This window comes from Allomuricauda sp. TY007, assembly GCF_010468565.1.
GTDB lineage: Bacteria > Bacteroidota > Bacteroidia > Flavobacteriales > Flavobacteriaceae > Flagellimonas.
On record NZ_WUEG01000020.1, the window covers coordinates 1 to 23231 of the forward strand.

Below are 23231 nucleotides of genomic sequence, written 5' to 3' on the forward strand. Positions count from 1 at the left end.
TAGCCTTGCTGGCCTTCTCCCCGTACATCATATCATTTTGCACCTTATCCTGCAACACATAAACGCTCACAATATCATAGCTCCGAAGTGTGGCCGGAATCCGGTGCATGTTCAACAACCGTAAGGTAGAGGCCTCTTCCAACAGCATGAAGGAAGGTTTGCGGTTTCTTCTTGACATCTGTTTGGAAATGGTATGCATAATGGTGGCGATCACCGGGGACAGGGAAGCATCTTTTTGCGGATTGTTCACCAGGGCAATGACCGAGGGATTCTCGGCATTATTGATGTCCAATGGAATCTCATCGGCGGACAGGACCATAAAAATCTTTCGGGTACTGATCTTTTTGATGGCATTCGCCAAGGTACTCATCACACCAGCGGTCTGCCGCTCCGACCCCACCCCACTGATAAAGGCATCGGCCATGGCACGTGAGGTAAGGTTCTCCCTTAAAAACCTGATCAGGCTTTTGGTGCCCAATTGTTGGTAGAGGGCCATCACATGGGGCAGCGTACAAAAATCGGGGTATTCGGTCTTGAGCCGCCAGATCAGTCCACTTATCAGTCCTTCCGCTGCATCCTTAAAAAAACGGGAGGTACTGTTTTCATCGGAGTCCCGGTGTTCCATCAAATTCTCCAAAAGTACCCGGGACACCTCATGGACACTCTCCTCATCGGGCAGGTAACGGGGTGCGATGGGATTCACCCGATGGTAGATCGGCCCAAAGGACACGATGTGAAAGGGTACCTTTTGATCTTTCCAGAGGGGGCAGGCCATTTCCGTGATCTCAAAATCCTTGTAATCGTGGATGACCCCAGAGAAACCCTCTCTTTTAAAATGCTCCAAAAAGCCATAGATGACGCTTTCGGTCTTCCCGCTCCCTGCGGAGGCCATCACGGACACGCCCCTGCGGATATTGCCCAGCACCAAAGGCCTTCCGCGGACTTTTAATTTGACCTCGAACACTTTGGAAGGTTTGTCCAAATTCTTATAATAATCCACCAGCCCATAAATGACGGTATGCACAAAAAACAAGGGGAGCCATAAGGTCATCGACTGCTCCAAAAGTACATCCCAACCCTTCATCCATCCTATGGACAAAACGAGTACCATAAGACCCGTTATAAAGTAAATAAATCCGTTTTTGAGATACCGAATAGCCGCGTAGGATAATCCTCCCCCAAACAACAAACAAAAAACAATTTCAATCCATCCTAAATTTTCCATAGCAATACTGTTTTAAATTCCGATCGACCCCGATTCCAAGGCCTTTCCAATCCCTTTTTTGAGCTGCATCATCGCCTTATAGGCCAATTGCGCCTTATTGGCGGGAATAGTGGGAACGTTGATGCCCGCCTTGAACAACAATTGTTTGGCCGCTTGCCGTTCATTCGTTGGCAGTCCCAATAATGCGGAAAAGAAGCGTTTGGGATCCTTGTCCAAGAGGTTGCGGGCATGATAGGTCTCCACAAAATTTCTTTTGTACCCGAACTGTTTGTCAAAAGTCTTTTCCGCTGCCCGATAGAACTTATCCCGATCAAAGCCCTGTTTGACGTTCTGTCCATGAAGGGTGGTCTCGGAAGTTCGGAACTTGGACCCTGGGGAAAGGCTATGGGTATTGGTCCTGTCCATTCGGCTCACGATGATATGGATATGGCTTTGGTGGCCCTCCTTGGCCATCCCCGGAACGATGCGCTTCCCGTTGAGTTGGTGTGGGGCCTCTCTTTCAAGGGCATTGATCTGTTCCCGGAGCTTGGTAATTTCCCCTTGCTCCTGTCCTTCTTGGATGGCCCTGACCCGGTGTTGCAGTTCCAAGATCTTGCTGGCATGGGCCTGGTTCTCCTTGACCTCGCGGTCCTTTTCGGAATAGGTGCGTTCCCGTTCCAATTTAGCAAAATAGAGGATTTCCTTGACGGTCACTTCGCGGTCCCGGTAAAAGGAGGCCGCATAGGCCTGCATGACCTGCCGAGCATATTGCCTCAGTTTCTCGGGGTCGTTTCCGATATGCTGGAGTTCCCTTTGGGAGGGACTCACCACCAGGGAATAGAACTTGGGCTCCCGTTTCTTGAGCTTTGCCGTATTGGCGTCGATCTCGGCAATGACCCGCTCCGCATCGATGTTGTTCTCTTCCTGGTTAAAATACCCCTCCTGCTGTTCCGGTTCCTTTCCTTCGTTCTCCTTTCCGAGATAATTGACAAAATCCCGGGCACTGCCCTTAAAATTGTCCCCCAGTTGTTGGCGTGTGATGGCGATGTACATACTTATTGCTTTTTAAGTTTTATGCGGTATTTTTCGATGGCCTCGGGGTTCAAGTCCAATTTGAGGTGGTCCTTGCCAAAGCGGTTATGGAACACGCTCACATGGTCTAGCACGTATTTAAAATCCTCCTTGAGCTCCTCCATTTGTTCCTCCAGTCGGTCATAACGGATCTTGGGCACGGTGACCTCTCCATCAAAAGCTTCAGTCTCCTTGGGTGGCTTGGCCTCGGTCAATTGCTGTTCGATAAAATCAAAATCGCTGTCCCATTCCTCATCCTCGGATGCCAGCTCCTGCTCAAAGAGCGCCTGCATCATCCCAACGGTGGGCAGGGTCTGTTCCTTTTCGATGCTGCGCATGATGGCGATCATGGCATTGAAGCGCCGACTTATGTAGTGCTTCATACTGGCCATGGTCTCCCCCAGGTGTTGGTCCGGGGAGATTCCATGTCGTTCAAAAAAGTCCATCATGGCCAAAAGGGTTAGGGATTGGGATTTTCCAAAAAGCTTGGAAAACCGTCTAAATTTTACCACTACTGAGTTTTTAATGCCCAGAGTTGTAAACCCTTCCTTTTCGTATCCTTTATCCATTTTTTTGTAAAAAACGACCTGATTTTATTGGGCCAGAGGCCTTTTTTAGTAAAAAACTGCCGAACGCTTATTTTTCTTGATTCCGAAAACCCCCAAAAACAGGGGGCCTTGCGCAGCAACTATGATCGGTAGGACGCGCGAGCGTGCTACCCTCTTGCTTCTCCGATTTGTCCCTGCGGGACAAAATCGTATCGCACAACATGACCCAAGGGTCAGTTGCCTGTTCGTTGAAAGTCAAATCGATGGGTACGGACATAAGGAAAGTCAAACCATTCCGCCAAGGCAGATCAAAATACGTTCCGTACTTAAAATGCTGTTGAAAACCAACCCTTTAAAGATAGAAAAACCAACCATGAACCCATAAAAAAAGCCCATCATAATGGATGGGCTTCGATGGTGTGTTTTGTGGTTTACATATTGAATACAAAATCATAATTGTATAGATTTCGCATAGCTTCCTCTTCCAATAGGACATCATAGTCCTTGTCATGGGTTTTGGCAAATTGGAGCAATTCGGTCCCGGAACGACTTTCCACATCTTCTTTGGATACGGAAAGCAAGCGTTCCTGGGTTTCGCTATCGAGGTTTGTAAAATTCAAATAGACCATAATTCAATGTTAAAGAAATTTATTGCTCACAAATCATAAAGGATAGGGTCAAAACCATCGGGATAATCCCCAAGGTCATGTTTCAGTTCCGACCCTATTTCAAGATCGGTCATATCTGTATTCGCTTCCATGGTATTATTTCTATAAGATCCCATTATCCGCAAAACTGTAGTATCGTCCATCAGGGGCAAGGATGATATGATCCAAAATCTTGACATCAAAAAGCTGTGCCGCCGCTTTGATCTTTTGGGTCAATTGTTTGTCCTGATAACTGGCCTTGAGTTGTCCCGAGGGATGGTTATGGGCGAGTATAATCCCAACGGAAAGAGTCTTTAGCGTAATGGCAAAAAGGATGCGCACATCCACCAAGGTTCCCGTGATGCCCCCATGGGAAAGCGGATAGATGCCCTTGACCTTGTTGGACTGGTTGAGCAGCACGATTTTAAAGGTCTCGTTCAGGCCTATGGTCTGATTGTCCCAATTTTGGAACAACAGTTCCGCTACCTCATTGGAGTTGGTCACGGAAAGGGATTTCAGGGTACTGAGCTTTTCCCGATAACTGATCTGTATTTCATTGACACGGTGTTCCATTTCATGTGTTTTTAAGGATGGATAAAAAAGGGGTGCCCAAGAATTTGGACTCCCCTATTCCATCAATCATTGTTACCGCCCAACAATAGAATCTCACTGGCCACTACTTCGGTGACATACTTTTTATTGCCCTCTTTGTCCTCATAGGATCGGGTGGTCAATTTCCCTTCGATGGCAATTTCCTTGCCCTTGGTCACAAATCCTTCGATGATGTCGGCGAGTTTCCCCCATCCGATCACGGTGTGCCATTCGGTATTGGTCACCCGTTCCCCTTCGGAGTTCTTGTAATGTTCATTGGTGGCCATGGTGAACCTTGCCACACGTTTCCCTTTGTCAAGGTCTGTGATGGTGGGATCTTGTCCCACATTTCCGATCAACTGCACTTTGTTTCTCAATGTACTCATGATAAAAAGTTTTAAAGGTCTGCCGTCTTCCTTTATTGGATAGATCAGCAAACAGGGTTAATAAATCCCCTCTATTTTTTTGGATTTTGTTTCCCAAATTTTAAGGGGCGTTTGTTTGCTTCTTACGTGCGCAGCACCATAAAAGAAGGGGGTTCTGTCAAGGCTTTTGGGCGGAAATCGGGAGGCTCCGAGACGTAGCAAAACCCTGACCGCCGATGGCGGGCAAGGTTTTCAAGGAAGTGGAAACCCTATTTGTGGACAAAACAGGGCCTGGCCTTGACAGGTTCGATAAGGGCCCTTGGGAATTCCTTCAGACCCATTGGCAAGGGAGTGTACGGGAAGTTGAGCGAGTGCAGGCGATGGTGTCCTGATTGGAAGTCCCTGGGCCCTGCCCTGTTTTTCGACGACCCGAAAAACAACCAGGGCTTCTTTTATTATGGGACCCTTAAAATTTGATGGGTGGACAGACGGATTTGTGGCCTTGCACAGCAAAACCCCAAGAAGGGTTTGCAAAGGAAGGACACACCGAAAATCCGTATGGACGACTTCCATATTGGCCAAATGATAATACATCAACTATTGCGATAGTACTAAGTCAAAAATACTTGTACAATCCTATAACTTGGTTTCCTTTTAGTCTTTCTGGAACAGCTCCCTCTGATCGTTCGGGGAAGGTTTGGCATCTGGAAGCTTTGAAGTTTTCATTTTGTCCCTTAGGGCCTGTCGTCGTTTCTCATAGATCCAGAGCCTCAATTGTTTCAAAAGACCCATCTCATATTCGGACAGTTGTTGGGGAGCTACTTCTTCCATGGCCTCGATCTGTCCCGTTTTGTTGAAGGTCTTGGCATACTGGAGCCCACACCAGGTATAGATGTTCGCCCATTCATTGGGCATGGGTGCCTCATAGGTCCTGGGCATCATGTAGGCCACAACCTCTGTCAAGGAAGCCATGTGTTCACCTTGCATCTGGGTCAATAGACGGGCCATGGTAATGTTCCCCAAAAGATCTTTGGGAACGGTATCCTCCCATTGTGAAGAATATACAATGATGGGACTTTGCAGTAGGTCCATAAAGTCCATGACAAAATCGGATTTAGCCTTTTTAAGGGACTTGCGACAAGTGTTTTGAGTTGGTGTTTTTGTTGGCTCCAGTTCAAAGCGAAAATCCAGTTGCACTACGTTTTGTTTTTCCATGATCTGTGTTTTAAATTGAACAATAGTGGCAGACCAGCAAACGCAAGGGAACATTTTGGAGTGGGAAGGAAACGGAATAAAAAGTGACATCGGCAACGGCTTTATGCCGTCCCTTGTCCAAGAAATATTTTCCCGGGTTTATCTTTGGGCAGTATTGGTCGGAATACGTTCCAACATGCTTTTATTTGGCCATCAGTGCACCAGTTCCTACCTGCCTCGGGTCGGGTTTCAAGGGTTGCTTGATGGTGGCAACTACCTCCAGGCTATAATGCCCGAACTCTTCGGTAACCGTTCCGTGGCAGAGATAGATGCCCTTTCCATGAATGGGCGTGGATACCATCGTTTGGGGAAAGTGCACACAATCAAAAAAGTGACCTTCCAGATCGAGCATGGTGGTAAAGCGCATGGTATCCCCTTTGGATGTGGTATTCAATCGGGTATGGACCATGGACCCATAGATCCATATCTTTTGGTTGACATGGGCCTCAAAATCACCGGCGGTCAACCTACTCTTCACCTTGCCCTCCATGAGTTCATAATACCCACATAACGGAAAACCCAGAAGTTCCATTTGGTCATAGGCATCCTCAACAGGATGGGAAGGTAGATGCGGCAATGTAAAATGCCTGTGGTTGGGTTTGAACAGAAGTTTCTGGACCGTATCCTTTCGATGGGCCTTGGTCTTGAACACGGCCTGCCAAAGTATTTGTTTCTTGGGCACCCCAAAGACACGAAAGGCATCGATACGCACCAAGATGGTCAACTGTTCGATGGCAATGGGAACCCTATCAATAAAATCATCAAAATCCCTGAACTTCCCATAGAGCTGCCTTTCGTTCAAAATGCGTTGGATGACCAAACGTTCCAAACTCCGGAGCTGTCCCAGTCCCAAATAGATGTGCTTGCCATAGATTGCATTGACATGGTCACTACGGTTGATACAGGGCGGATGGATAATGCCTCCCCACATCTTGGTCTCGTGCACATAGAGTTCCGTATCATAGAACCCTCCCCCATTGTTGAGCACGGCCACCATAAACTCCAAGGGGAAATAACATTTCAGGTAAAGGCTCTGGTAGCTTTCCACGGCATAGGAAGCCGAATGCCCCTTGGCAAAGGCATAGCCCGCAAAACTCTCGATCTGTTCCCAGACCATTTGGGTCAGGGCGGCATCATGCCCCCTCTGCTTACAGTTTTCAAAAAACTTCAATTTCACTGCCTGGAATTCCTCCCGGGAGCGGAATTTTCCGCTCATCCCCCTTCGCAGGACATCGGCCTCCCCTAGGTCCAGTCCTGCAAAGAAGTGGGCCACTTTCAGCACATCCTCTTGGTAGACCATGATCCCATGGGTCTCTGGCATAATCTCCAACAGAATGGGATTGGCCTCCTTGCGGCGTTCCGGTTCCCTTTCCCTACGGATGTATTCATCCTTCATCCCTGAGGAGGACACCCCGGGACGGATCACGGAACTGGCCGCCACCAGTCCCAAATAGTCGTGGGTCCGCAGTTTCTTCATCAGCCCCCGCATGGCAGGGGATTCCACATAGTAGGCCCCTATCGCCCTCCCTTGGCTCAACAGCCCGTTGATGTTGGCATCCCGTTTCATCGCCTCCACGCTTTTGATGTCCCAAAGCACGGCATCGGGTTGGTTGCCCTTGATGACCTCCACCGCCTCCTTGATCTTGGCCAATCCCCGTTGTCCCAAAATATCGAACTTGAACAGGCCCACATCCTCGGCAATGATCATGTCGAACTGCACCGTAGGGAAGCCTTTCGGTGGCAAGGTCGTGGCCGAATAACAATGTTCGGAACGGTCCAGGATCAGTATCCCCGAGGAATGCACACTGATATAATTGGGCATCCCATGGATATAGGTAGCGTATTTCAGCACCAATCGGGACAGTTCATCCAAGGTTCCCTGTTCGTACCGTCCTGCACTGAGCTTATCGATCTCCTCGGTGGGCAGGCCGAACACCTTGCACAGCTCCCGAACGGCGGCCCGGTACTTAAAGGTGTTGTAGGTGCCCAAAAGGGCGACATGCTCGAAGCGTTCAAAAATATAGGCCGTGACATCGTCCCGGTCCCAGGTGGAAAAATCAATGTCAAAATCCGGGGGCGAGGCCCGAAAGGGGTTGATGAACCGTTCGAAATACAGGTCCAGTTCAATGGGATCCACATCGGTGATCCCGATCAGGTAGGCCACCAGACTGTTGGCCCCACTTCCCCTCCCCACGTATGGGTATCCCTTGGACCTCGCATAGGAGATGATATCGTGGTTGATCAAAAAGTAGGACACAAAATCCAGCTCCTCGATGGTCTTCAGTTCCCTGAACATACGTTCCCTGACCTTTTCCGTGGGATGGACATACCGTTTGGACAACCCTTCCATGGCCAGTTCCCGCAACCGCAGCACATCATCCTCCTTGGAGTCCAGATAACGGGACTGGTTCTGGGAGACCCGCTCACTTCCAAACCCAAAGGCAATGGAACAGGAATCCATCAACCGCTGGGTGTTTTCCCAGATATGGGGCACATCAACCAAAGCTTTTTTCAGTTCGTCCATGGGCCGCAGGGTATCGGTGGCCTTGCCCTCCTCGGATTGGGACAACTTGCTCAGCAGCGTGTTCAAGCCTATGGCCCGAAGCAATCGATGCGTATTGAAATCCTTTTTGCTGCGAAAGCTCACGGGCTGCAATAGCACCAATCTGTCGGTATAATCCCGATACCGGGAGAACCGTAGTTTCCGGAGCTCTTCAATCGAGACCCCAATATATTCATAGGCCTTAAAATCCGTCCGTTCCTCTTCCTGTACCTTCTCGAAGGGGTAGATGACATGGACATTCCCAAATACTGGGGCCACGGAGGGAATCGGCGTTCCCTTATGAAGATGCTCGGAAAGAAAGGCGTTGATCTCGCGAAACCCCTCATTGTTCTGGGCCAGGCCCACGAACTCCTGCACGTTCCCGTTCCGAAAATCGATCCCCAGAATGGGACGTATGCCCTGTTCCTTGGCCAAGCGCACAAAGTTCATCCCGGCCGAGCTGTTGTTGATATCGGTCAGGGCCAGCACTTCCACCCCATGGGAACGGGCCAGGTCCAAAAGCTCCGTTTCGGAGAGCACCCCGTAATTCAGGGAATAGTATGTATGGCAGTTCAGGTACATTATTGCTGTCTATGGGCCAATAAAATGGGTGGTTGTCCGTCAAAGGGATTGCCTCCCCTTCCTATGCTATGGGCACCCATGGCCGAGGCCCGCATCAAACTGGATTCCCCAAAGCGGTTCCGTACCCGGTCCATGGCCTGGTAGAGGTTGAGCAGTTTTTCATCATCGGCGAACAGGTCGATCTGATAATGCCCACCAACGATATGGCTGTAGTTGACCCCCACGAGTCGGATGAGCATCCTCCGGTCATAGAGGGAAGTAAATAGTTCCTTTACCAAGGGCACTAAAATGTGGTCCGCAGACGTATAGGGAATCCGTTTCTGCTTGGTATAGGTCTTGAAATCACTGTACCGGATCTTGACGCCCACACAGCCCGTCATCTTGTTGGCCCGGCGCAGTTGATAGGCCAGGTTCTCCGCCATGGCGAACAAAGTGGTCTCCAATTTGACCATATCGGTGGTATCCTTCCCATAGGTCCGTTCCGTGGATATGGACTTTCGTTCATGAAATGGGACCAAGGGGGAATTGTCCAGCCCCTGTGCCCGCATCCAGATGGTCCGCCCGTGCAACCCAAAAGCACTTTCCAATAGTTCCAAGGGCAGTTCCTGTACCGTCCGGATGGTGGTCACCCCCATATTGGACAGCAGCCCGTAGGTCTTCTCCCCCACCGAAGGCAGTTTACGGATGTGCAAAGGGGCCAGAAATTCCCTTTCCAGTCCAAGGTCGATTTTCATCTGGTTGTTGGGCTTGGCCTCCCCAGTGGCCACTTTGGAGACCACCTTGTTCCGGGACAGTCCAAAGGAAATGGGCAATCCGGTCTCTTTCAAGATCCGTTGCCGCATTTCCGAGGCGTACTTATAGCAGCCAAAAAAGCGGTCCATCCCCGATAGGTCGGCATAAAACTCATCCACACTGGCCTTTTCAAAGACCGGGACACTCTCCTTGATGACATCGGTCACAGTATCGGAAAACTTCATATAGGTCCCCGCATTGCCCTTGATGACCGTGGCCTCCGGACACAATCTTCGGGCTACCTTCATGGACATCCCCGAGTGCACCCCAAAGCGCCGGGTCTCATAACTACAGGCCGCGACCACCCCACGGTCCCCCAACCCACCGACCAAGAGGGGCCGCTTCATCAGACGGCTGTCCAGCAGCCGCTCACAAGAGACAAAAAAAGTGTCAAGATCGAGATGGAGAATGGTGGGCTTCATAATTACATTATGGATTTATTCCAATTTATGGGAAAAAATCCAAATGTATAAAAAGGGATGGTCCATTTCAAAACTTTAACAATTATGACTATCTTAATACGGCATAATTCAACCTCAAGATGTGCTACTCTACCAGACAGACCCGGGAACGGAAAGAACTGGAGAAATTGCTCTCCGTCAAGGCCATGTACGGTGACATTGACACCGACCTTGAACTCATTTATTTCCATGCCAACGGCTGGAGCCATCCCGTGATGTGGACCTTGGGCCAAGAAGAGCCCAACAACCTGCTCCCTGCGATGTGGGGTATCATGCCCTCAAAAGAAAAGCAGGAAAATTATACAGAGTATTTCAAGAACCCGAAGACCTTTGGTGGGCTTAATGCAAAATCCGAAAAGCTCTTTGACCATTTTGTATACCGGTACTGTTGGGAGAACCAACGCTGCATCATTCCCGTGGACGGGTTCTTTGAGCCCCACAACACCAAGGTGAAGGTCAAGGGCAAGGATTTTAAGGTCCCTTTCTATTTCAGACGTAAAAATGGTGATCCCATATATCTTGCCGGCATCTACACCAACACCGCCGATGGGCGAAGGACCTTTTCCGTCCTCACCAAGGACGCCACCCCTATGTTCGAGGAAATCCACAATGAAAAAAAAAGGCGACCCGTCATCATGGATGACGAAAACTTGGATGCTTGGTTACATAATGGCAACAATGAATCGGACGTTCAAGATCTCATTGATGATGATCTCTGGGAAGGGGAACTGGAGGCCCATCCGGTGACCAAGGACCTATACAGTAGGACTATCGATTCCAATTATCCCGAAATCATAAATAAGGTGGACTACCCTGAGGTATCCATTGACTATTGAATCCCGTTGGACAGCGATAAAAAAAGAAGGGTTCGGTTTCCCGAACCCTTTCATTATCCTATATCTTGGTCATCTAATCCTTGGTGGCCTCGACCTGTTGTTCCAAGGCCTTGACCCGTTCCTTTAACCGTTTCTCACGTTTTTTGCGTGCCATGTCATAGGATTTTTCTATTTGGACAATGTCGTCCTTATGGTATGTCTGCATGGCAATGTAAAAAGAACAGTTGGTCAGGTTGTTCACATGGTTATTTTCTCCAAGATGTACCTGTTGGGTCAACAGGAACCGTACCAGTTTGTTGAGGGTCTCCTTTTTGAAGGTCTTCCTGAACTGGGCAACGATATCTTCACGGGTCTTGTCGGGCGTATCCCCGAAGAATCCCGGAAAATGGTCCAACTGGTTGTAATAGCCCACATTGTTCTCATACAGGGAGATGGAAAAGGCCACCATTTCGTCCACGGACAGTTCCTCCTTGGTGTTGATGTAATCCGTACCGCGTACCATCTCCACCACTTCCTTGAACTGCCGGTTGTGTTCTATCTGTTTTTTGCGCTCTTCACGGGCATTGATCTTGATGATCTGTTCCTCGGGGGAACATTCAGACATCTTTCGTTTTTCCAAGGGTGTACTCCGCACATCGTCTTCCGACATATTGGTTTCCCTGACCTTTACGAAAATCTCTTCAGACCTGTAAGAGTCCGTATGGAACAATACGCCCTTTTGAAACCCATTATCAACCGCTCCATCGTATAGTTTCCTGTCTTCCTCGTAGGATTTTAGGGCTTCATCCAATTCTTCCTTGAGTTCTTCATCGCTATAATCGCAATGGCCGAACTCTTCCTTAATGGATTCCAATGTGGGTTTGATGGGCTTCTCGATGATATGCAGTTCGTCCGGCAATTGCACCTTAAGTCCCTGCTTTTCCATCTGGGCCATAATCAACTGGTTTCGCTCCTCGTCCATCCAGTAACGGGATATCTTGGGCACCAATAGCATCCCGGTCTTTTTACAGTTTTTGATAAGGTTCATCAGGGTCTTGGCCTTTTTGTTCACAAAACAGGCCGTTTTCGTACAGACCATCTTGCCGTTACCAAAAAGGTTACCCTGGTTCGCGGCATTGAACGGACAGACGGTACAGGCCCCTGCCTTGGGGAGCAATGTCCTGTCCGATAGGTCGAACGGGGCTTTGGTAAGGTCAAAGGTATGCCCGTCCACCATCCGTTTTACCCTGTGGGCACTGAATTCACCCTCCAGACTTTCCAATAGCATCTGCTGCTCTTCGGGTTCAAAAAGCGCCACGGCCGTTCCCAGACCGATGGTCATCTCCCCGCTCCTAACGTATGCCTTGAAGCCTTCGATCAATCCTGCCAATTTCAACCGTTGCCTTACGAAGTTCTCGGTGCGTCCCAGACGTTTTGCTATATCCTCTGGGCTGTACCTGTCCGTTAGATAGGCAATGGCCTCAGCCTCTTCCGTGGGTTCCACATCCCTTCGCTGTAGGTTCTCGATGATCTGTACCTCCAGCACATCGTTATTTACAAAGTCCCGAACGATGGCGGGAATGGTCTTTTGTTCCGCCAGTTTACTGGCACGGTACCGTCTTTCGCCCATGACGATGATGTAACCCTTGTTGGAGGTTCTGACCGTGATGGGCTGCAATACCCCGTGTTCGGCAATGCTATCGGCCAGTTGTTTCAAACTGCTATCGTCAAAGGTCTTTCGGGGCTGTAAGGGGTCGGGAATGATCGAATTGATGTCCAGGTACTGCACCTGTAGGACGGTTTCCTGTTTGGTTGCGGTGGCTTTCTTGGTCTGCTTTTGTTTTGTTTTTGTTTCCATGATCATTGGATTTATGTTAAACAATATTTGAGCATGGCACCAAGCGCAAGACAAATTTTTGGCGCGGCAAGGAAACGGAATAAAAAGTGACCGTGGGGAACGGCTTTATGCCGTCCCTTGTCCGGCAAACAGTTTGCGGGCTTACCTTTCGAAGAAGATTGATAGTGTTAAATAATTTTTAATGCAGGGCATCTTTAATCGGATTGATGGGCTAGAGGATCATTAAAACGTGTACCACCAAATGGAGAATATCAACCGAACAGGGTTCCGTTAGAAGTTATATGCAAGCTTGAAAAATTGAGCGTTCAACTAAAAATTCACTGAGACCAAGGGACAGCTTGTCGATTTGCTTTCTTCTGGCGCACAGGAATCCAGACTTCCAATGATCAGGCTCTTCATTTCATTCAGCTCTTTCATTTTTTTATCGATCAACCTGACTTTTTCAAGCATTTTTTGTGATACATTTTCACACGAAGCTGTATTGAATTCCATTAGCCCCAAAAAGTCGGAAATCTCATTTAAGGTAAACCCAAAGCCTTTCATTTTCTTGATGATGAGAAGTTTTTCCAAGGTTTCATGGGAATAATTCTTATAACTGTTGAATTCATTTTGTTTAAGGGCTGTCGGTATCAAGCCCTTCTTTTCATAAAAGCGTATGGTATCACGGGAAAGCCCTGTTTTCTTGGATAATTGGCCAATTTGCATAATTTTTAAAAATAAAATCCACATTTCCCTTGACCGTTGACTATACTCCACGGTCTATATTTGTAAAGATACCTTAAAAAAATAGGAATGAAACCAATACCCATGCTACTGCTTTCAGCAGCCCTGACTTTGACAGGTTGCAACAATCCAGAAAAAAAATCGTCCCCAAAACCACCGGCAATGGCCGACGGGGGAAATAAATCAATTGACATGAAAAAAATCAAAGCAAGGAACAGAACGAAAGAACTTTCCTGTAAACTGACCACACCCGAACTACTACAACGAAAGGAAACCGTACTGAAGGACTTGAAAGAACAAGTGCTCATGAAAAAAGAATTGGAAGATGGCTACGCTTACCAGTTTCCAGGAACCGACAAGGTACTTGACCAACTCTCCGAGTTCATTAAGACGGAAAGGGCGTGCTGTTCTTTTTTCATTTTTGGCCTTTCCATCAGTGGGGACAAAAGCGAAGCTTGGCTGGAACTGACGGGACCGGAAGGTGCGAAAGACTATGTTCATTCAGAACTCGGACTGTAATGGAAGTGGTAAGATCGATCCCTGTTTTCATTCTTGCAGGGCTTTGCGAAATAGGGGGCGGTTATCTCATTTGGCTATGGTTGCGGGAGGATAGACCTTGGTGGTTCGGCCTTTTGGGCGGACTTGCACTTGCTTTTTATGGTGTTGTGGCAACTTGGCAGACCTCCAATTTTGCACGGGTCTATGCAACTTACGGCGGAATATTCATTGTGATGTCGATCCTATGGTCAATGAAGTTTGACAATTACACCCCTGACAAGTATGATATTGTCGGTGCCTTGATCGCTTTATTGGGTGTTTGCATAATTTACTATGCGCCGAGAAATTGAAAGGAAATTAGGGACATGCATATAACACCCACCTGTTGTATAGCAAAATGGACTTGGTACAATGGCCCTATAGCATCCTTTACCCGTCGAACAGTTTGTATACTTGGCTTTCAAGAATGATTTGTTTGAGCAAAAATTGTTTGCAATATTACGGCAAAGGTTTTTACCTCATACCATTTTCAATATCCTCCCATCTCTGCTCCAGACACATTTAAAACTTTTGTTATGGGCATATATTGATTGTTATATTTGCCCTATGGACTCCTTGGTAAAAGAAAATTATCTGAAAGCACTGTTCTCCCTGTCAAATGATAAGGGAGAGGTCAATGTCAACGAACTTTCCAAACGGTTGGGCGTAAAAATGCCCTCAGCTACCAATATGATCAAGAAGCTAGCTGAAAAAAAATTGGTCCATTATGAAAAATATAAACCCGTTAGATTGACCGAAAAGGGGAGAAATGAAGCTATGCACATTATCCGTAAACATCGCCTCACGGAAATGTTTTTAGTGGAAATAATGGGGTTTGGCTGGGAGGAAGTCCATGACATTGCCGAACAAATAGAGCATGTAAAATCGCCCATATTCTTCAAAAAGATGGACGAAATTCTGAGGTATCCCTCCTTTGACCCCCATGGATCCCCTATTCCTGACATCAATGGGAATATACAAGGAAAACAGTATTATAAACTTAGTGAATGTGTAAAGGGACAGAAGGTGATATTTAAAGCTGTGGAGAGTTCTTCAGAGGAATTTTTAAAGTTCCTGAACAATAAGAGTCTGTCCTTGGAAACTAAAATCGAGGTCATTTCCGTCGAACCTTTCGATGGTAGCTTATCCATTTCCTATGGTCAAGGACAAAGAGAGACCCTGACCAAAATGGTCGGGGATAAAATATTGGTCACGGACAAGGACTTGTCCAGTAAGTGAAACCATTCCTTATAAACGTTTTTATCGACCTAAACGACACAACCCCTTACCATCGTCCTTGCAGCCATCAACGGTAAGAGAGTTCCTTGGAACTAGCTTAAATTAAGTCTTCCCTATTTCATATTTTATACATCTAAAAATAATTTGTTAGTCATAACTAACTTTATTACATTTACCCCTCTAAGTTTTTAATTGGACAAGGAATGTTACTTGAACTTAAATTATTTCCCAAAATCTTGGTCCTTGGACTGTTGTTGGGATCCTGTGATAAATATGAACCCGTTGCCCCTCTTGAAGAAGAACTTCTCGATGGCCCATTGGGGGGACTGACCTCCGCACAAAATGCACAATTTTTAGCGGGGGACATTGCGTTCAACGACGATGTATTCACTTCCCGATCGGGATTGGGACCTCTTTTTGTGGCCACAAACTGTGCCAGTTGCCATGCCGGGGACGGAAAGGGCACCCCGTTTACAACCCTTACACGTTTTGGACAGACGGATGCCACCGGAAACCAGTTTTTGCACTTGGGAGGCCCGCAGATACAGAACAGGGCGTTGCCGGGATATGAGCCGGAGACGGTTCCCAATGGGGCCACTTTTTCAAAGTTCACACCTCCGGCCGTTACCGGACTTGGCTTTTTGCAGTACGTGACCGATGCCGACATCATGGCCATGTCGGATCCCAATGACGATGACGGCGATGGGATATCCGGCGTTCCCAATTGGGGAACATTGAAAGAATATCTGGATCCTTTGGACAATGCGATAGCCCAGGACGGAAAGTATATCCACCGCTTCGGAAAAAAAGCGGCGGCATATGACCTGTTGCAACAGACCGTGGATGCCTATAACCAGGATATCGGTATTGCCTCTTCCTTCGACCCAAAGGATGTGTATTCCGGTCTGACGATTGACCCTGAGGTGTCGGATAAGACCATCCGGGACGTGGTCGCGTACTTGAACACCCTAAAGGCTCCCATACCCAGAAACCAGGAAGCATCACAGGTTCAGAACGGAAAGTCGCTTTTCTCCCGGATAAACTGTGCCTCATGCCATAGACCGGAACTGGTAACCGGGTATTCCCCCATCGAGGCGCTCTCCCGTAAGACATTCCAACCCTACACGGATCTTTTGTTGCATGATATGGGGCTTGGGTTGGATGATGGTTATACCGAGGGCAGTGCCCTAACCTCTGAATGGCGTACACCTCCGTTATGGGGGCTTGGGCTATCGCCCACAACCCAGGGCGGGCAATATTTCCTGTTGCATGATGGCAGGGCACATAGCATTGAAGAGGCCATCCTAATGCATGGTGGTGAGGCTGAAAATAGCAAAAACCAATACCAGAGCCTGACCCAATCCGAGAAAAACGACCTTATTAAATTTTTGGAATCCCTATAGAATGGATAGAAAAGAATTCATAAAGACCTGTGGATGTGCCTGTCTTGGGGTCTCTTCCATGGCGATACTGCTCCAAGGCTGTGTTACTACAAAAAGCATTACCGCCCCTATTGTCAGGGACCATCTTGTAATTCAAAGGACGGATTTCATGAAAGGCGAAAAAGCCGTTGAATACCTGATTGTGGACAACGGGCAATTGCAGTTTCCCATTTATATATTCCGGTTTTCGGAAACGGAGTATACGGCACTCTATCTGCGGTGCACCCATCAGGGGAACGAACTGAACGCCTATGGCGATAAATTGGTCTGCTCCGCACACGGCAGCGAATTTGATAACAAAGGAAATGTGATCCAAGGACCTGCCAAGGAAGCCTTGAGGTCCTTTCCGGTGCAGATAACCGACCAAAACATCCTTATCTCATTAAAAAAAGCATGAAACACCTCATTACCAAATTGTTATTGTTATTTGCAACAGCGTTACAGGCCCAGATAGACTCCACCCTTATCAAGAGAGCCCAGTTAGATACAACAAAACAAGGCCTCAATATGGATGCAGTCTACGACCGTCCTTTTTTGAGCTTTGGAAAGGTCCCTGTTTCCGTGGGCGGCTATGTGGAAGCAAATTGGCAGCACCTGGGAACGGACGGGGTTTCCGAGGGGCATCAGTTCCAAATGCGCAGGATGACCCTGTTCGTATCCTCGTCCATTGGCAAAAAACTCAAGTTCCTGAGCGAGTTGGAGTTTGAGGAAGGCGGTAAGGAAATAGCCATAGAGTTTGCCTCCTTGGATGTGGAGTTCCACCCTTTGCTGAACCTTCGGGGGGGGATCATCATGAATCCCATAGGGGCCTTTAACCAAAACCATGACGGCCCCAAATGGGAGTTTACCGACAGGCCCATCCCTGCCACACAGATGCTTCCCGCTACATGGAGCAATGCCGGGTTCGGCCTGTTTGGGAAGACCTATCGCAAGGACTGGATGTTCGGCTATGAACTGTATCTTTCGGGAGGGTTCGATAACTCGATCATTGACAATTCGGAAAACAAGACCTTTCTGCCCGCCGCCAAGGAAAACGGGGAACGGTTTGAGGAATCGGCAAGTGGCACACCGTTGACCACGGCCAAAATAGCGATAAGACATAATACCTTCGGTGAGATCGGGCTGTCCTATATGGGAGGCATCTACAACACTTTTGAAGATGATGGTATTGAACTGGACAAAAAAAGAAGGGTCAATGTCTATGCCATTGATTACAACAACACGCTGCCAAAGCTGAACACCTATCTTACAGGTGAATGGGCCTGGGTACAGGTGGATATCCCCAACACTTATACACAACAATACGGGAGCAAACAGCACGGCGGGTTTTTGGACATTGTCCAACCTGTCCTGGACCGGAAAATGTTGGGCTGGGACAACGCCACCCTGAACCTGGCGTGCCGGTTTGAATACGTCGATTGGAACGTGGGAACCTTTAACGAGACGGGGGACGAAATCGGCGATGAGATCTGGAGCATCATGCCGGCCATCAGTTTCAGGCCATCCCCACAGACGGTATTCCGCCTCAACTATCGCATCCAAAGACAAAAGGATATTTTGAACAATGAACCTGCAAGGACAGGAGGTTTTATTTTTGGGATTTCATCGTATTTTTAAAAGTCGCCGATAGACCACTTGGCTGTTTATCACCTAAGTTGACCCTCCCTTTATAACTTTGCACAAGCGTTGCATTAGTAATTTCATATATTTGCAATGTGAAAGTTTTAACCGTCATATTGTCCTTTTACTTCTTGGCACTCAATATAGTGCCCTGTGGCGACTCGGTGCAGGCCAATGGCGATTCCCAAGTCGTTTCAGTGGTGGATTTTGATGGTGATCACAGTCAGGATGGTGAGCTTTGTTCACCCTTTTGCCAGTGTCATTGCTGCCATGTGCATACCATTGATTTTGGCATTCTTGAATTTGAACCGATTCAAGTAGATATTTCAAATGAAAGCTTTGTACATTTTGATAAACATGGCAAAGATTTCACCCCTTCGCTTTACCAACCCCCAAAAGTTTAATTCAGTTTAAGGATAACCCTATCCTTTTTGAACCCCTACCAAAGGTTTCCATCACTTCGATGTACGCCATGGGTTTGGCATATATCAAAAGTTTAACTGAATTAATATATTTCCATGATTAACAAAATCATTTCATTTTCCATTAATAACAAGTTTATTATTGGCTTGTTTATAGTGGCACTGGTCGGTACGGGCATATGGTCCATGGCCACTATAAACTTGGGTTCCGTACCCGATATTACAAACAATCAAGTGCAGGTGATAACCACCGCGCCAAACCTCGGCACAGAGGATATCGAGCAATTTGTCACCTATCCCGTAGAACTGGCCATGGCCAATCTTCCTGATGTTGTTGAACTCCGTTCCGTCTCCAGGTTCGGCCTATCCGTGGTCACCATTGTCTTTAAGGACGAGGCAGGGACCTACCTGCCACGACAACTCGTACAGGAAAAGCTCGCAGAGGTCAGTGAGGAAATCCCTGAAGGGTTTGGGACCCCATTTATGGCTCCCATTACAACTGGTCTGGGAGAAATATTCCAATATACCCTAAAGGTGGAAGAGGGTTACGAAGAGCAATATGATGCAATGGAACTGCGTACCATCCAGGACTGGTTGGTAAAACGTCAGATGGCATTGGTTCCCGGTGTTGTTGAAGTCAATGCCTTTGGAGGTTATGTAAAACAATATGAAGTGGCACTCAATCCCGATAAACTTAAAAGTTTTGGGATTACAATGGGTCAAGTTTTTGAGGCCCTGAAAGTGAACAACGCCAATACAGGTGGTGCTTATATTGAAAAAAACCATCAAGCGAACTTTATACGCGGGGAAGGATTGGCCCGTAGTATCGAGGATTTGAAAAACACAGTTGTCGTTTCTCAAAATGGCACACCCGTATTGGTAAGGGATGTTGCGGAGCGGGTTGGCTACGGAAGCCAAGTAAGATATGGTGCATTCACCCAAGATGGGCACGAATCCGTAGGAGGGCAAATTTTAATGCTCAAAGGGGAAAGCCCCAGTAATGTCATTAAAAATGTAGAAAAGCGCATAACGGAAATTCAAAAATCGCTGCCAGATGGGGTTTATATCGAACCATTTTTAAGCAGGAGCGAACTTATTGCGAGGACCACGAGCACGGTCGAAAAAAATCTTATTGAAGGATCATTGATTGTAATATTCGTACTTGTTCTTTTATTGGGAAGCCTAAGGGGTGGATTGATTACCGCATCAGTTATACCCTTATCGTTGTTGTTCGCCTTTATTTTAATGAAACAATTTGGGGTATGGGCAAACCTAATGTCCCTCGGGGCCATAGACTTTGGTATCATCGTTGATGGCGCGGTGATCATTGTAGAAGGGATGGTGTTCCATATTCATCAACGGATGAAAAAGTCGACCAAGATCATTGAGCAACCGGAAATGGATGAAATCGCATATGAGTCTGCCAGCACTATGATGAACTCTGCATTTTTTGGACAATTGATCATCCTTATTGTATTTACACCGATTCTCTTTTTGACAGGGGTTGAGGGCAAAATGTTCCGTCCCATGGCATTTACTTTTGGTTTTGCGGTTTTAGGTGCAATTATTCTGTGCCTTACCTATGTCCCAATGATTTCATCCATGTTTCTAAAGCCGGCAAAGAACAAAAATAGTTGGTTTGCAAAATTCGAGAACCGTATAGACCGATTCAGTGATAAAATTATGTCCGGTCTCAATAAAGCATACAAACCCTTATTATCCTTTGCACTTCGTTTCAAAGCCGGCGTTGTTATGGGCGCGGTCGCATTGTTGTTGATCACCGGATTTATCTTTAGTAATATGGGTGGCGAATTTATCCCTAAACTTGACGAGGGCGATATAGCCATGCAGGCATTGATAAAACCCGGCAGTAGCCTTACCGAATCCATTGAAGCTTCCAAAAAACTACAAAATATCATTGGTCAATTCCCAGAGGTTAAAACAATGATATCGCGTATTGGGGTCGCAGAAATACCTACCGATCCCATGCCCATGGATATTGCCGATAGCTATATCATTCTTGAAAAGGATAAAAGCAAATGGACGAGTGCCGAAAGCAAAGAGGAACTTATCGAAAAAATCAAGGAAAAAATAGCCGTGATCCCAGGTGTGAACTTTGTGTTTACCCAACCCGTGGAACTGCGTTTTAATGAACTTTTGACCGGGGTCCGGGAAGACGTTGCCATTAAACTATATGGAGAAGACCTTGGTGTGCTGGCCGATAAGATACAGGAAATTGCAGCAGTGATAAGGACTGTTCCCGGTGCTGCTGACATAAATGTTGAAGCAACCAGCGGCTTGCCTCAAATGACCGTGGAATATAATCGTCCTAAAATGGCACAGTACGGAGTGACCATCGATAAAATGAACGATTATGTCAGTGCCGCTTTTGCCGGAGAAAAGGCGAGCGTAATTTTTGAAGGTGAAAAGCGATTTGACGTGGTCATTCGATTGGCCAAAGAATATAGACAGGATATCAACAATTTGAAAAATCTCTATATCGATTTGCCAAACGGCAATCAAGTACCCCTTAAAGAGGTTGCGAACATCAGCTATAAGCCCGGACCTATGCAAATTTCAAGGGACAATACCTATCGCCGTATATCTGTGGGGGTCAACGTCAGGGGGCGTGATGTTAAATCCATGGTTGAGGAAATTCAACAAAAATTGGATGCCGAGGTCAAGCTTCCACCTGGCTATTATGTGACCTATGGCGGTTCTTTTGAAAACCTGCAACGGGCGTCAGACCGTTTAATGATAGTAGTGCCGATTGCCCTTGCGCTCATCTTCATACTGCTCTATTTTGCGTTGAACTCGTTTTCACAATCGATAATGATATACATGGCGGTGCCATTGGCGGCCATTGGTGGAGTCTTTGCATTATTGGTACGAGGCATGCCTTTTAGTATCTCCGCAGGGGTCGGTTTTATCGTGCTCTTTGGGGTTGCAGTATTAAATGGGCTTGTCCTTATCAATAAATTCAATGAATTAAAAGAAAGCGGAATGACAAATTTAAAAGATAGAATATATGAGGCCACCCACGAGCGGTTACGTCCCATACTCCTAACGGCAACTGCCGCCATTATGGGTTTTATACCAATGGCCATATCCACCTCGGGTGGTGCCGAAGTGCAACGGCCTTTGGCAACGGTGGTTATTGGTGGCTTGATTTCGGCAACGTTCTTGACATTGGTGGTGATCCCGGTACTTTACAGTTGGCTGGAGGTGCGCAAAGAACGTAAAAACAATGGAGGCGACACAAGTTACATCAAGAAAAGTACAACGATTCTTCTGGTGTTATTCAGTTTGGGAGGTTTCATGACCCCAAATTCGGTAAGTGCCCAGGACGGCCGGATGAGCCAAGTCGTCACTTTGGAAGAAGCCATCGCCATGGCAAAGGAAAATTATCCTTCCCTTAAGGAAAGCCAAGCCTTTATTGCGCGTGAGCAGGCGCTGAAAGGTACTAGCTTCGATTTGGGAAATACACAGGTGTTTACCGGAAAGGAAGAGTTCGGCAATGACCTACCCGGTGTACAGACCACTATTGGCGTACAACAAGGGAATATAGATCTGCTTTCAGGTTTTTCAAAATCGAGGTTCTATAGGGAACGTGTCAAGTTGGGCGAAACATTCTATGCGGTCAATGAGCAGCAGTTGATCCGAAATGTAATGCAGGCCTATGACCGTATCAATTTCAACAAGGCACAATTGCGGTTTGCGGAACAGCTGGACAGTGTTTATGCCAACTTTAGGACGGCGGCACAATTGCGCTATGATACCGGGGAGACCGGCAAACTTGAATTTATTTCTGCTTCTTCGGAATATCAACAAATACAGGTATTGCGACAACAGGCCTACGACGATATTGAAATTGCGAAAAGGGCACTGAAGCAGTATCTGGGCATTGACCAGGAAATAGAAACCGTGGAAATGCCCTATGAACCCATGGATTTTATAGGCCGCTTGGATTCAACTTCCGTAACCAACAATCCCATGCTTCAATATACCATGCAAAATGCTGAAGTTAGCAAAGCAAACATCGGTGTGGAAAAAGCGCAGTTCCTGCCCAAGTTCAACTTAACGTATGGAAGGCAGGTTGTGGATGATGTATCAGGTTTTAACACCTATCAGGCCGGGATCAGTATACCACTTTGGTTCTTTCCGCAAAAATCAAGGGTAAAGGCGGCCAAAGCCGAAGCCATGATGGCAGAAAATCAATATTTGGAACAAAAAGCAGTGACCGAAAGTAGAGTCTCACAGCTCATAAAATCCTTGGAAAAAACGCAAAAAACACTTGATTACTATCAGGAAGGCGCATTGCTCTTGGCCGAGGAACAAATTACCACGGCAGAACTGGCCTCTATGGAAGGTGAGATTGATTATGTAAACTATATCACGATTCTCAACAGTGCCATCAGGATAAAACAAAATCATTTACAGTTTATATATCAGTACAACCAGCAGTTCATTGAACTACAATACCAATTGGGCAACCTATAATCCACAAAAGAAAAAGAA

The 23231-nt window shown here is 47.1% G+C and carries 21 protein-coding genes; 10 read left to right on the top strand and 11 right to left on the bottom strand.

The genetic code is table 11. From position 1 onward, the window contains the following. The 6 genes from GO009_RS16225 to GO009_RS16250 all read right to left on the bottom strand — a co-directional run. On the bottom strand, window positions 1-1225 hold a 1225-nt coding region (locus GO009_RS16225; RefSeq protein ID WP_163627724.1), incomplete at its 3' end, for a type IV secretory system conjugative DNA transfer family protein. Window positions 1226-1237: 12 nt separating this feature from the next. Then, on the bottom strand, window positions 1238-2257 hold the full coding sequence (gene mobB, locus GO009_RS16230; RefSeq protein WP_163627725.1) for a MobB family relaxase: 1020 nt from the start codon (window positions 2255-2257) through the stop codon (window positions 1238-1240). Window positions 2258-2259: 2 nt separating this feature from the next. Continuing rightward, a complete protein-coding gene (locus GO009_RS16235) occupies window positions 2260-2844 on the bottom strand; it encodes a BfmA/BtgA family mobilization protein (RefSeq protein WP_163627726.1) in 585 nt (194 codons plus the stop codon). A 410-nt stretch (window positions 2845-3254) separates the two neighbouring features. Further along, entirely contained in the window at window positions 3255-3452 is a 198-nt protein-coding gene (locus GO009_RS16240) for a hypothetical protein (protein ID WP_163627727.1), read from the bottom strand. 141 nt (window positions 3453-3593) lie between these two features. Next, window positions 3594-4043, bottom strand: coding sequence for a JAB domain-containing protein (locus GO009_RS16245; protein ID WP_163627729.1), 450 nt, complete (start codon window positions 4041-4043; stop codon window positions 3594-3596). Window positions 4044-4105: 62 nt separating this feature from the next. Continuing rightward, entirely contained in the window at window positions 4106-4447 is a 342-nt protein-coding gene (locus tag GO009_RS16250; RefSeq protein ID WP_163627731.1) for a single-stranded DNA-binding protein, read from the bottom strand. A 215-nt stretch (window positions 4448-4662) separates the two neighbouring features. Between GO009_RS16250 and GO009_RS16255 the strand changes: the two genes are divergently transcribed. Then, window positions 4663-4818 (top strand): hypothetical protein, encoded by a 156-nt coding sequence (locus GO009_RS16255; protein WP_163627733.1) that lies wholly within the window; start codon window positions 4663-4665, stop codon window positions 4816-4818. A 262-nt stretch (window positions 4819-5080) separates the two neighbouring features. Here the strand turns inward: GO009_RS16255 and GO009_RS16260 are convergent, their stop codons facing one another. From GO009_RS16260 to dinB, 3 genes are all read right to left on the bottom strand, one after another. After that, window positions 5081-5641, bottom strand: a complete 561-nt coding sequence (locus GO009_RS16260; protein ID WP_163627735.1) for a hypothetical protein — start codon at window positions 5639-5641, stop codon at window positions 5081-5083. A gap of 181 nt (window positions 5642-5822) precedes the next feature. Beyond that, a complete protein-coding gene (locus GO009_RS16265; RefSeq protein ID WP_163627737.1) occupies window positions 5823-8804 on the bottom strand; it encodes a DNA polymerase III subunit alpha in 2982 nt (993 codons plus the stop codon). Beyond that, a complete protein-coding gene (dinB, locus tag GO009_RS16270) occupies window positions 8804-10018 on the bottom strand; it encodes a DNA polymerase IV (protein ID WP_163627739.1) in 1215 nt (404 codons plus the stop codon). The genes GO009_RS16265 and dinB overlap by 1 nt, the downstream gene beginning before the upstream one ends. A 119-nt stretch (window positions 10019-10137) precedes the next feature. Here dinB and GO009_RS16275 point away from each other — a divergent pair, with 119 nt between their 5' ends. Continuing rightward, the gene (locus GO009_RS16275; protein ID WP_163627740.1) at window positions 10138-10893 is read left to right on the top strand and encodes an SOS response-associated peptidase; all 756 of its coding nucleotides are present in this window, start codon (window positions 10138-10140) and stop codon (window positions 10891-10893) included. 73 nt (window positions 10894-10966) lie between these two features. Here GO009_RS16275 and GO009_RS16280 read toward each other — a convergent pair whose 3' ends face one another. Next, complete coding sequence (locus GO009_RS16280) at window positions 10967-12730, bottom strand: ParB/RepB/Spo0J family partition protein (RefSeq protein WP_163627742.1); 1764 nt, start codon at window positions 12728-12730, stop codon at window positions 10967-10969. 309 nt (window positions 12731-13039) lie between these two features. After that, window positions 13040-13459: a MerR family transcriptional regulator gene (locus tag GO009_RS16285; protein ID WP_163627744.1), complete on the bottom strand. Its 420-nt coding sequence runs from the start codon at window positions 13457-13459 to the stop codon at window positions 13040-13042. A gap of 63 nt (window positions 13460-13522) precedes the next feature. On the opposite strand from GO009_RS16285, the gene GO009_RS16290 reads away from it, so the two are divergent. From GO009_RS16290 to GO009_RS16325, 8 genes are all read left to right on the top strand, one after another. Then, on the top strand, window positions 13523-13972 hold the full coding sequence (locus GO009_RS16290) for a hypothetical protein (protein WP_163627746.1): 450 nt from the start codon (window positions 13523-13525) through the stop codon (window positions 13970-13972). Continuing rightward, window positions 13972-14301 (top strand): YnfA family protein, encoded by a 330-nt coding sequence (locus tag GO009_RS16295; protein ID WP_163627748.1) that lies wholly within the window; start codon window positions 13972-13974, stop codon window positions 14299-14301. The genes GO009_RS16290 and GO009_RS16295 overlap by 1 nt, the downstream gene beginning before the upstream one ends. Window positions 14302-14557: 256 nt before the next feature. Continuing rightward, a complete protein-coding gene (locus GO009_RS16300; RefSeq protein WP_163627750.1) occupies window positions 14558-15229 on the top strand; it encodes a metal-dependent transcriptional regulator in 672 nt (223 codons plus the stop codon). Window positions 15230-15432: 203 nt separating this feature from the next. After that, window positions 15433-16632 carry a di-heme oxidoredictase family protein gene (locus GO009_RS16305; RefSeq protein ID WP_163627752.1) on the top strand — a complete coding sequence of 400 codons (1200 nt, stop codon included), beginning with the start codon at window positions 15433-15435 and terminating at the stop codon, window positions 16630-16632. Between the two features lies 1 nt (window position 16633). Continuing rightward, complete coding sequence (locus tag GO009_RS16310; protein ID WP_163627754.1) at window positions 16634-17068, top strand: ubiquinol-cytochrome c reductase iron-sulfur subunit; 435 nt, start codon at window positions 16634-16636, stop codon at window positions 17066-17068. After that, the gene (locus GO009_RS16315) at window positions 17065-18288 is read left to right on the top strand and encodes a hypothetical protein (protein ID WP_163627756.1); all 1224 of its coding nucleotides are present in this window, start codon (window positions 17065-17067) and stop codon (window positions 18286-18288) included. Before GO009_RS16310 ends, GO009_RS16315 begins: the two co-directional genes overlap by 4 nt. Before the next feature lie 98 nt (window positions 18289-18386). Further along, a complete protein-coding gene (locus GO009_RS16320; RefSeq protein WP_163627758.1) occupies window positions 18387-18695 on the top strand; it encodes a DUF6660 family protein in 309 nt (102 codons plus the stop codon). Between the two features lie 114 nt (window positions 18696-18809). Next, the gene (locus GO009_RS16325; RefSeq protein ID WP_163627760.1) at window positions 18810-23213 is read left to right on the top strand and encodes a CusA/CzcA family heavy metal efflux RND transporter; all 4404 of its coding nucleotides are present in this window, start codon (window positions 18810-18812) and stop codon (window positions 23211-23213) included. The last annotated feature ends 18 nt before the right edge of the window (window positions 23214-23231 follow it).

Coding starts and splice junctions, on each gene's coding strand:
- GO009_RS16240 (WP_163627727.1), bottom strand. CDS start 3,452: ATGGTCTATTTGAATTTTACAAACCTCGATAGCGAAACCCAGGAACGC.
- GO009_RS16280 (WP_163627742.1), bottom strand. CDS start 12,730: ATGGAAACAAAAACAAAACAAAAGCAGACCAAGAAAGCCACCGCAACC.
- GO009_RS16285 (WP_163627744.1), bottom strand. CDS start 13,459: ATGTGGATTTTATTTTTAAAAATTATGCAAATTGGCCAATTATCCAAG.
- GO009_RS16250 (WP_163627731.1), bottom strand. CDS start 4,447: ATGAGTACATTGAGAAACAAAGTGCAGTTGATCGGAAATGTGGGACAA.
- mobB (WP_163627725.1), bottom strand. CDS start 2,257: ATGTACATCGCCATCACACGCCAACAACTGGGGGACAATTTTAAGGGC.
- GO009_RS16275 (WP_163627740.1), top strand. CDS start 10,138: ATGTGCTACTCTACCAGACAGACCCGGGAACGGAAAGAACTGGAGAAA.
- GO009_RS16310 (WP_163627754.1), top strand. CDS start 16,634: ATGGATAGAAAAGAATTCATAAAGACCTGTGGATGTGCCTGTCTTGGG.
- GO009_RS16290 (WP_163627746.1), top strand. CDS start 13,523: ATGAAACCAATACCCATGCTACTGCTTTCAGCAGCCCTGACTTTGACA.
- GO009_RS16265 (WP_163627737.1), bottom strand. CDS start 8,804: ATGTACCTGAACTGCCATACATACTATTCCCTGAATTACGGGGTGCTC.
- GO009_RS16245 (WP_163627729.1), bottom strand. CDS start 4,043: ATGGAACACCGTGTCAATGAAATACAGATCAGTTATCGGGAAAAGCTC.
- dinB (WP_163627739.1), bottom strand. CDS start 10,018: ATGAAGCCCACCATTCTCCATCTCGATCTTGACACTTTTTTTGTCTCT.
- GO009_RS16295 (WP_163627748.1), top strand. CDS start 13,972: ATGGAAGTGGTAAGATCGATCCCTGTTTTCATTCTTGCAGGGCTTTGC.
- GO009_RS16255 (WP_163627733.1), top strand. CDS start 4,663: ATGGCGGGCAAGGTTTTCAAGGAAGTGGAAACCCTATTTGTGGACAAA.
- GO009_RS16235 (WP_163627726.1), bottom strand. CDS start 2,844: ATGGATAAAGGATACGAAAAGGAAGGGTTTACAACTCTGGGCATTAAA.
- GO009_RS16315 (WP_163627756.1), top strand. CDS start 17,065: ATGAAACACCTCATTACCAAATTGTTATTGTTATTTGCAACAGCGTTA.
- GO009_RS16300 (WP_163627750.1), top strand. CDS start 14,558: ATGGACTCCTTGGTAAAAGAAAATTATCTGAAAGCACTGTTCTCCCTG.
- GO009_RS16325 (WP_163627760.1), top strand. CDS start 18,810: ATGATTAACAAAATCATTTCATTTTCCATTAATAACAAGTTTATTATT.
- GO009_RS16260 (WP_163627735.1), bottom strand. CDS start 5,641: ATGGAAAAACAAAACGTAGTGCAACTGGATTTTCGCTTTGAACTGGAG.
- GO009_RS16305 (WP_163627752.1), top strand. CDS start 15,433: ATGTTACTTGAACTTAAATTATTTCCCAAAATCTTGGTCCTTGGACTG.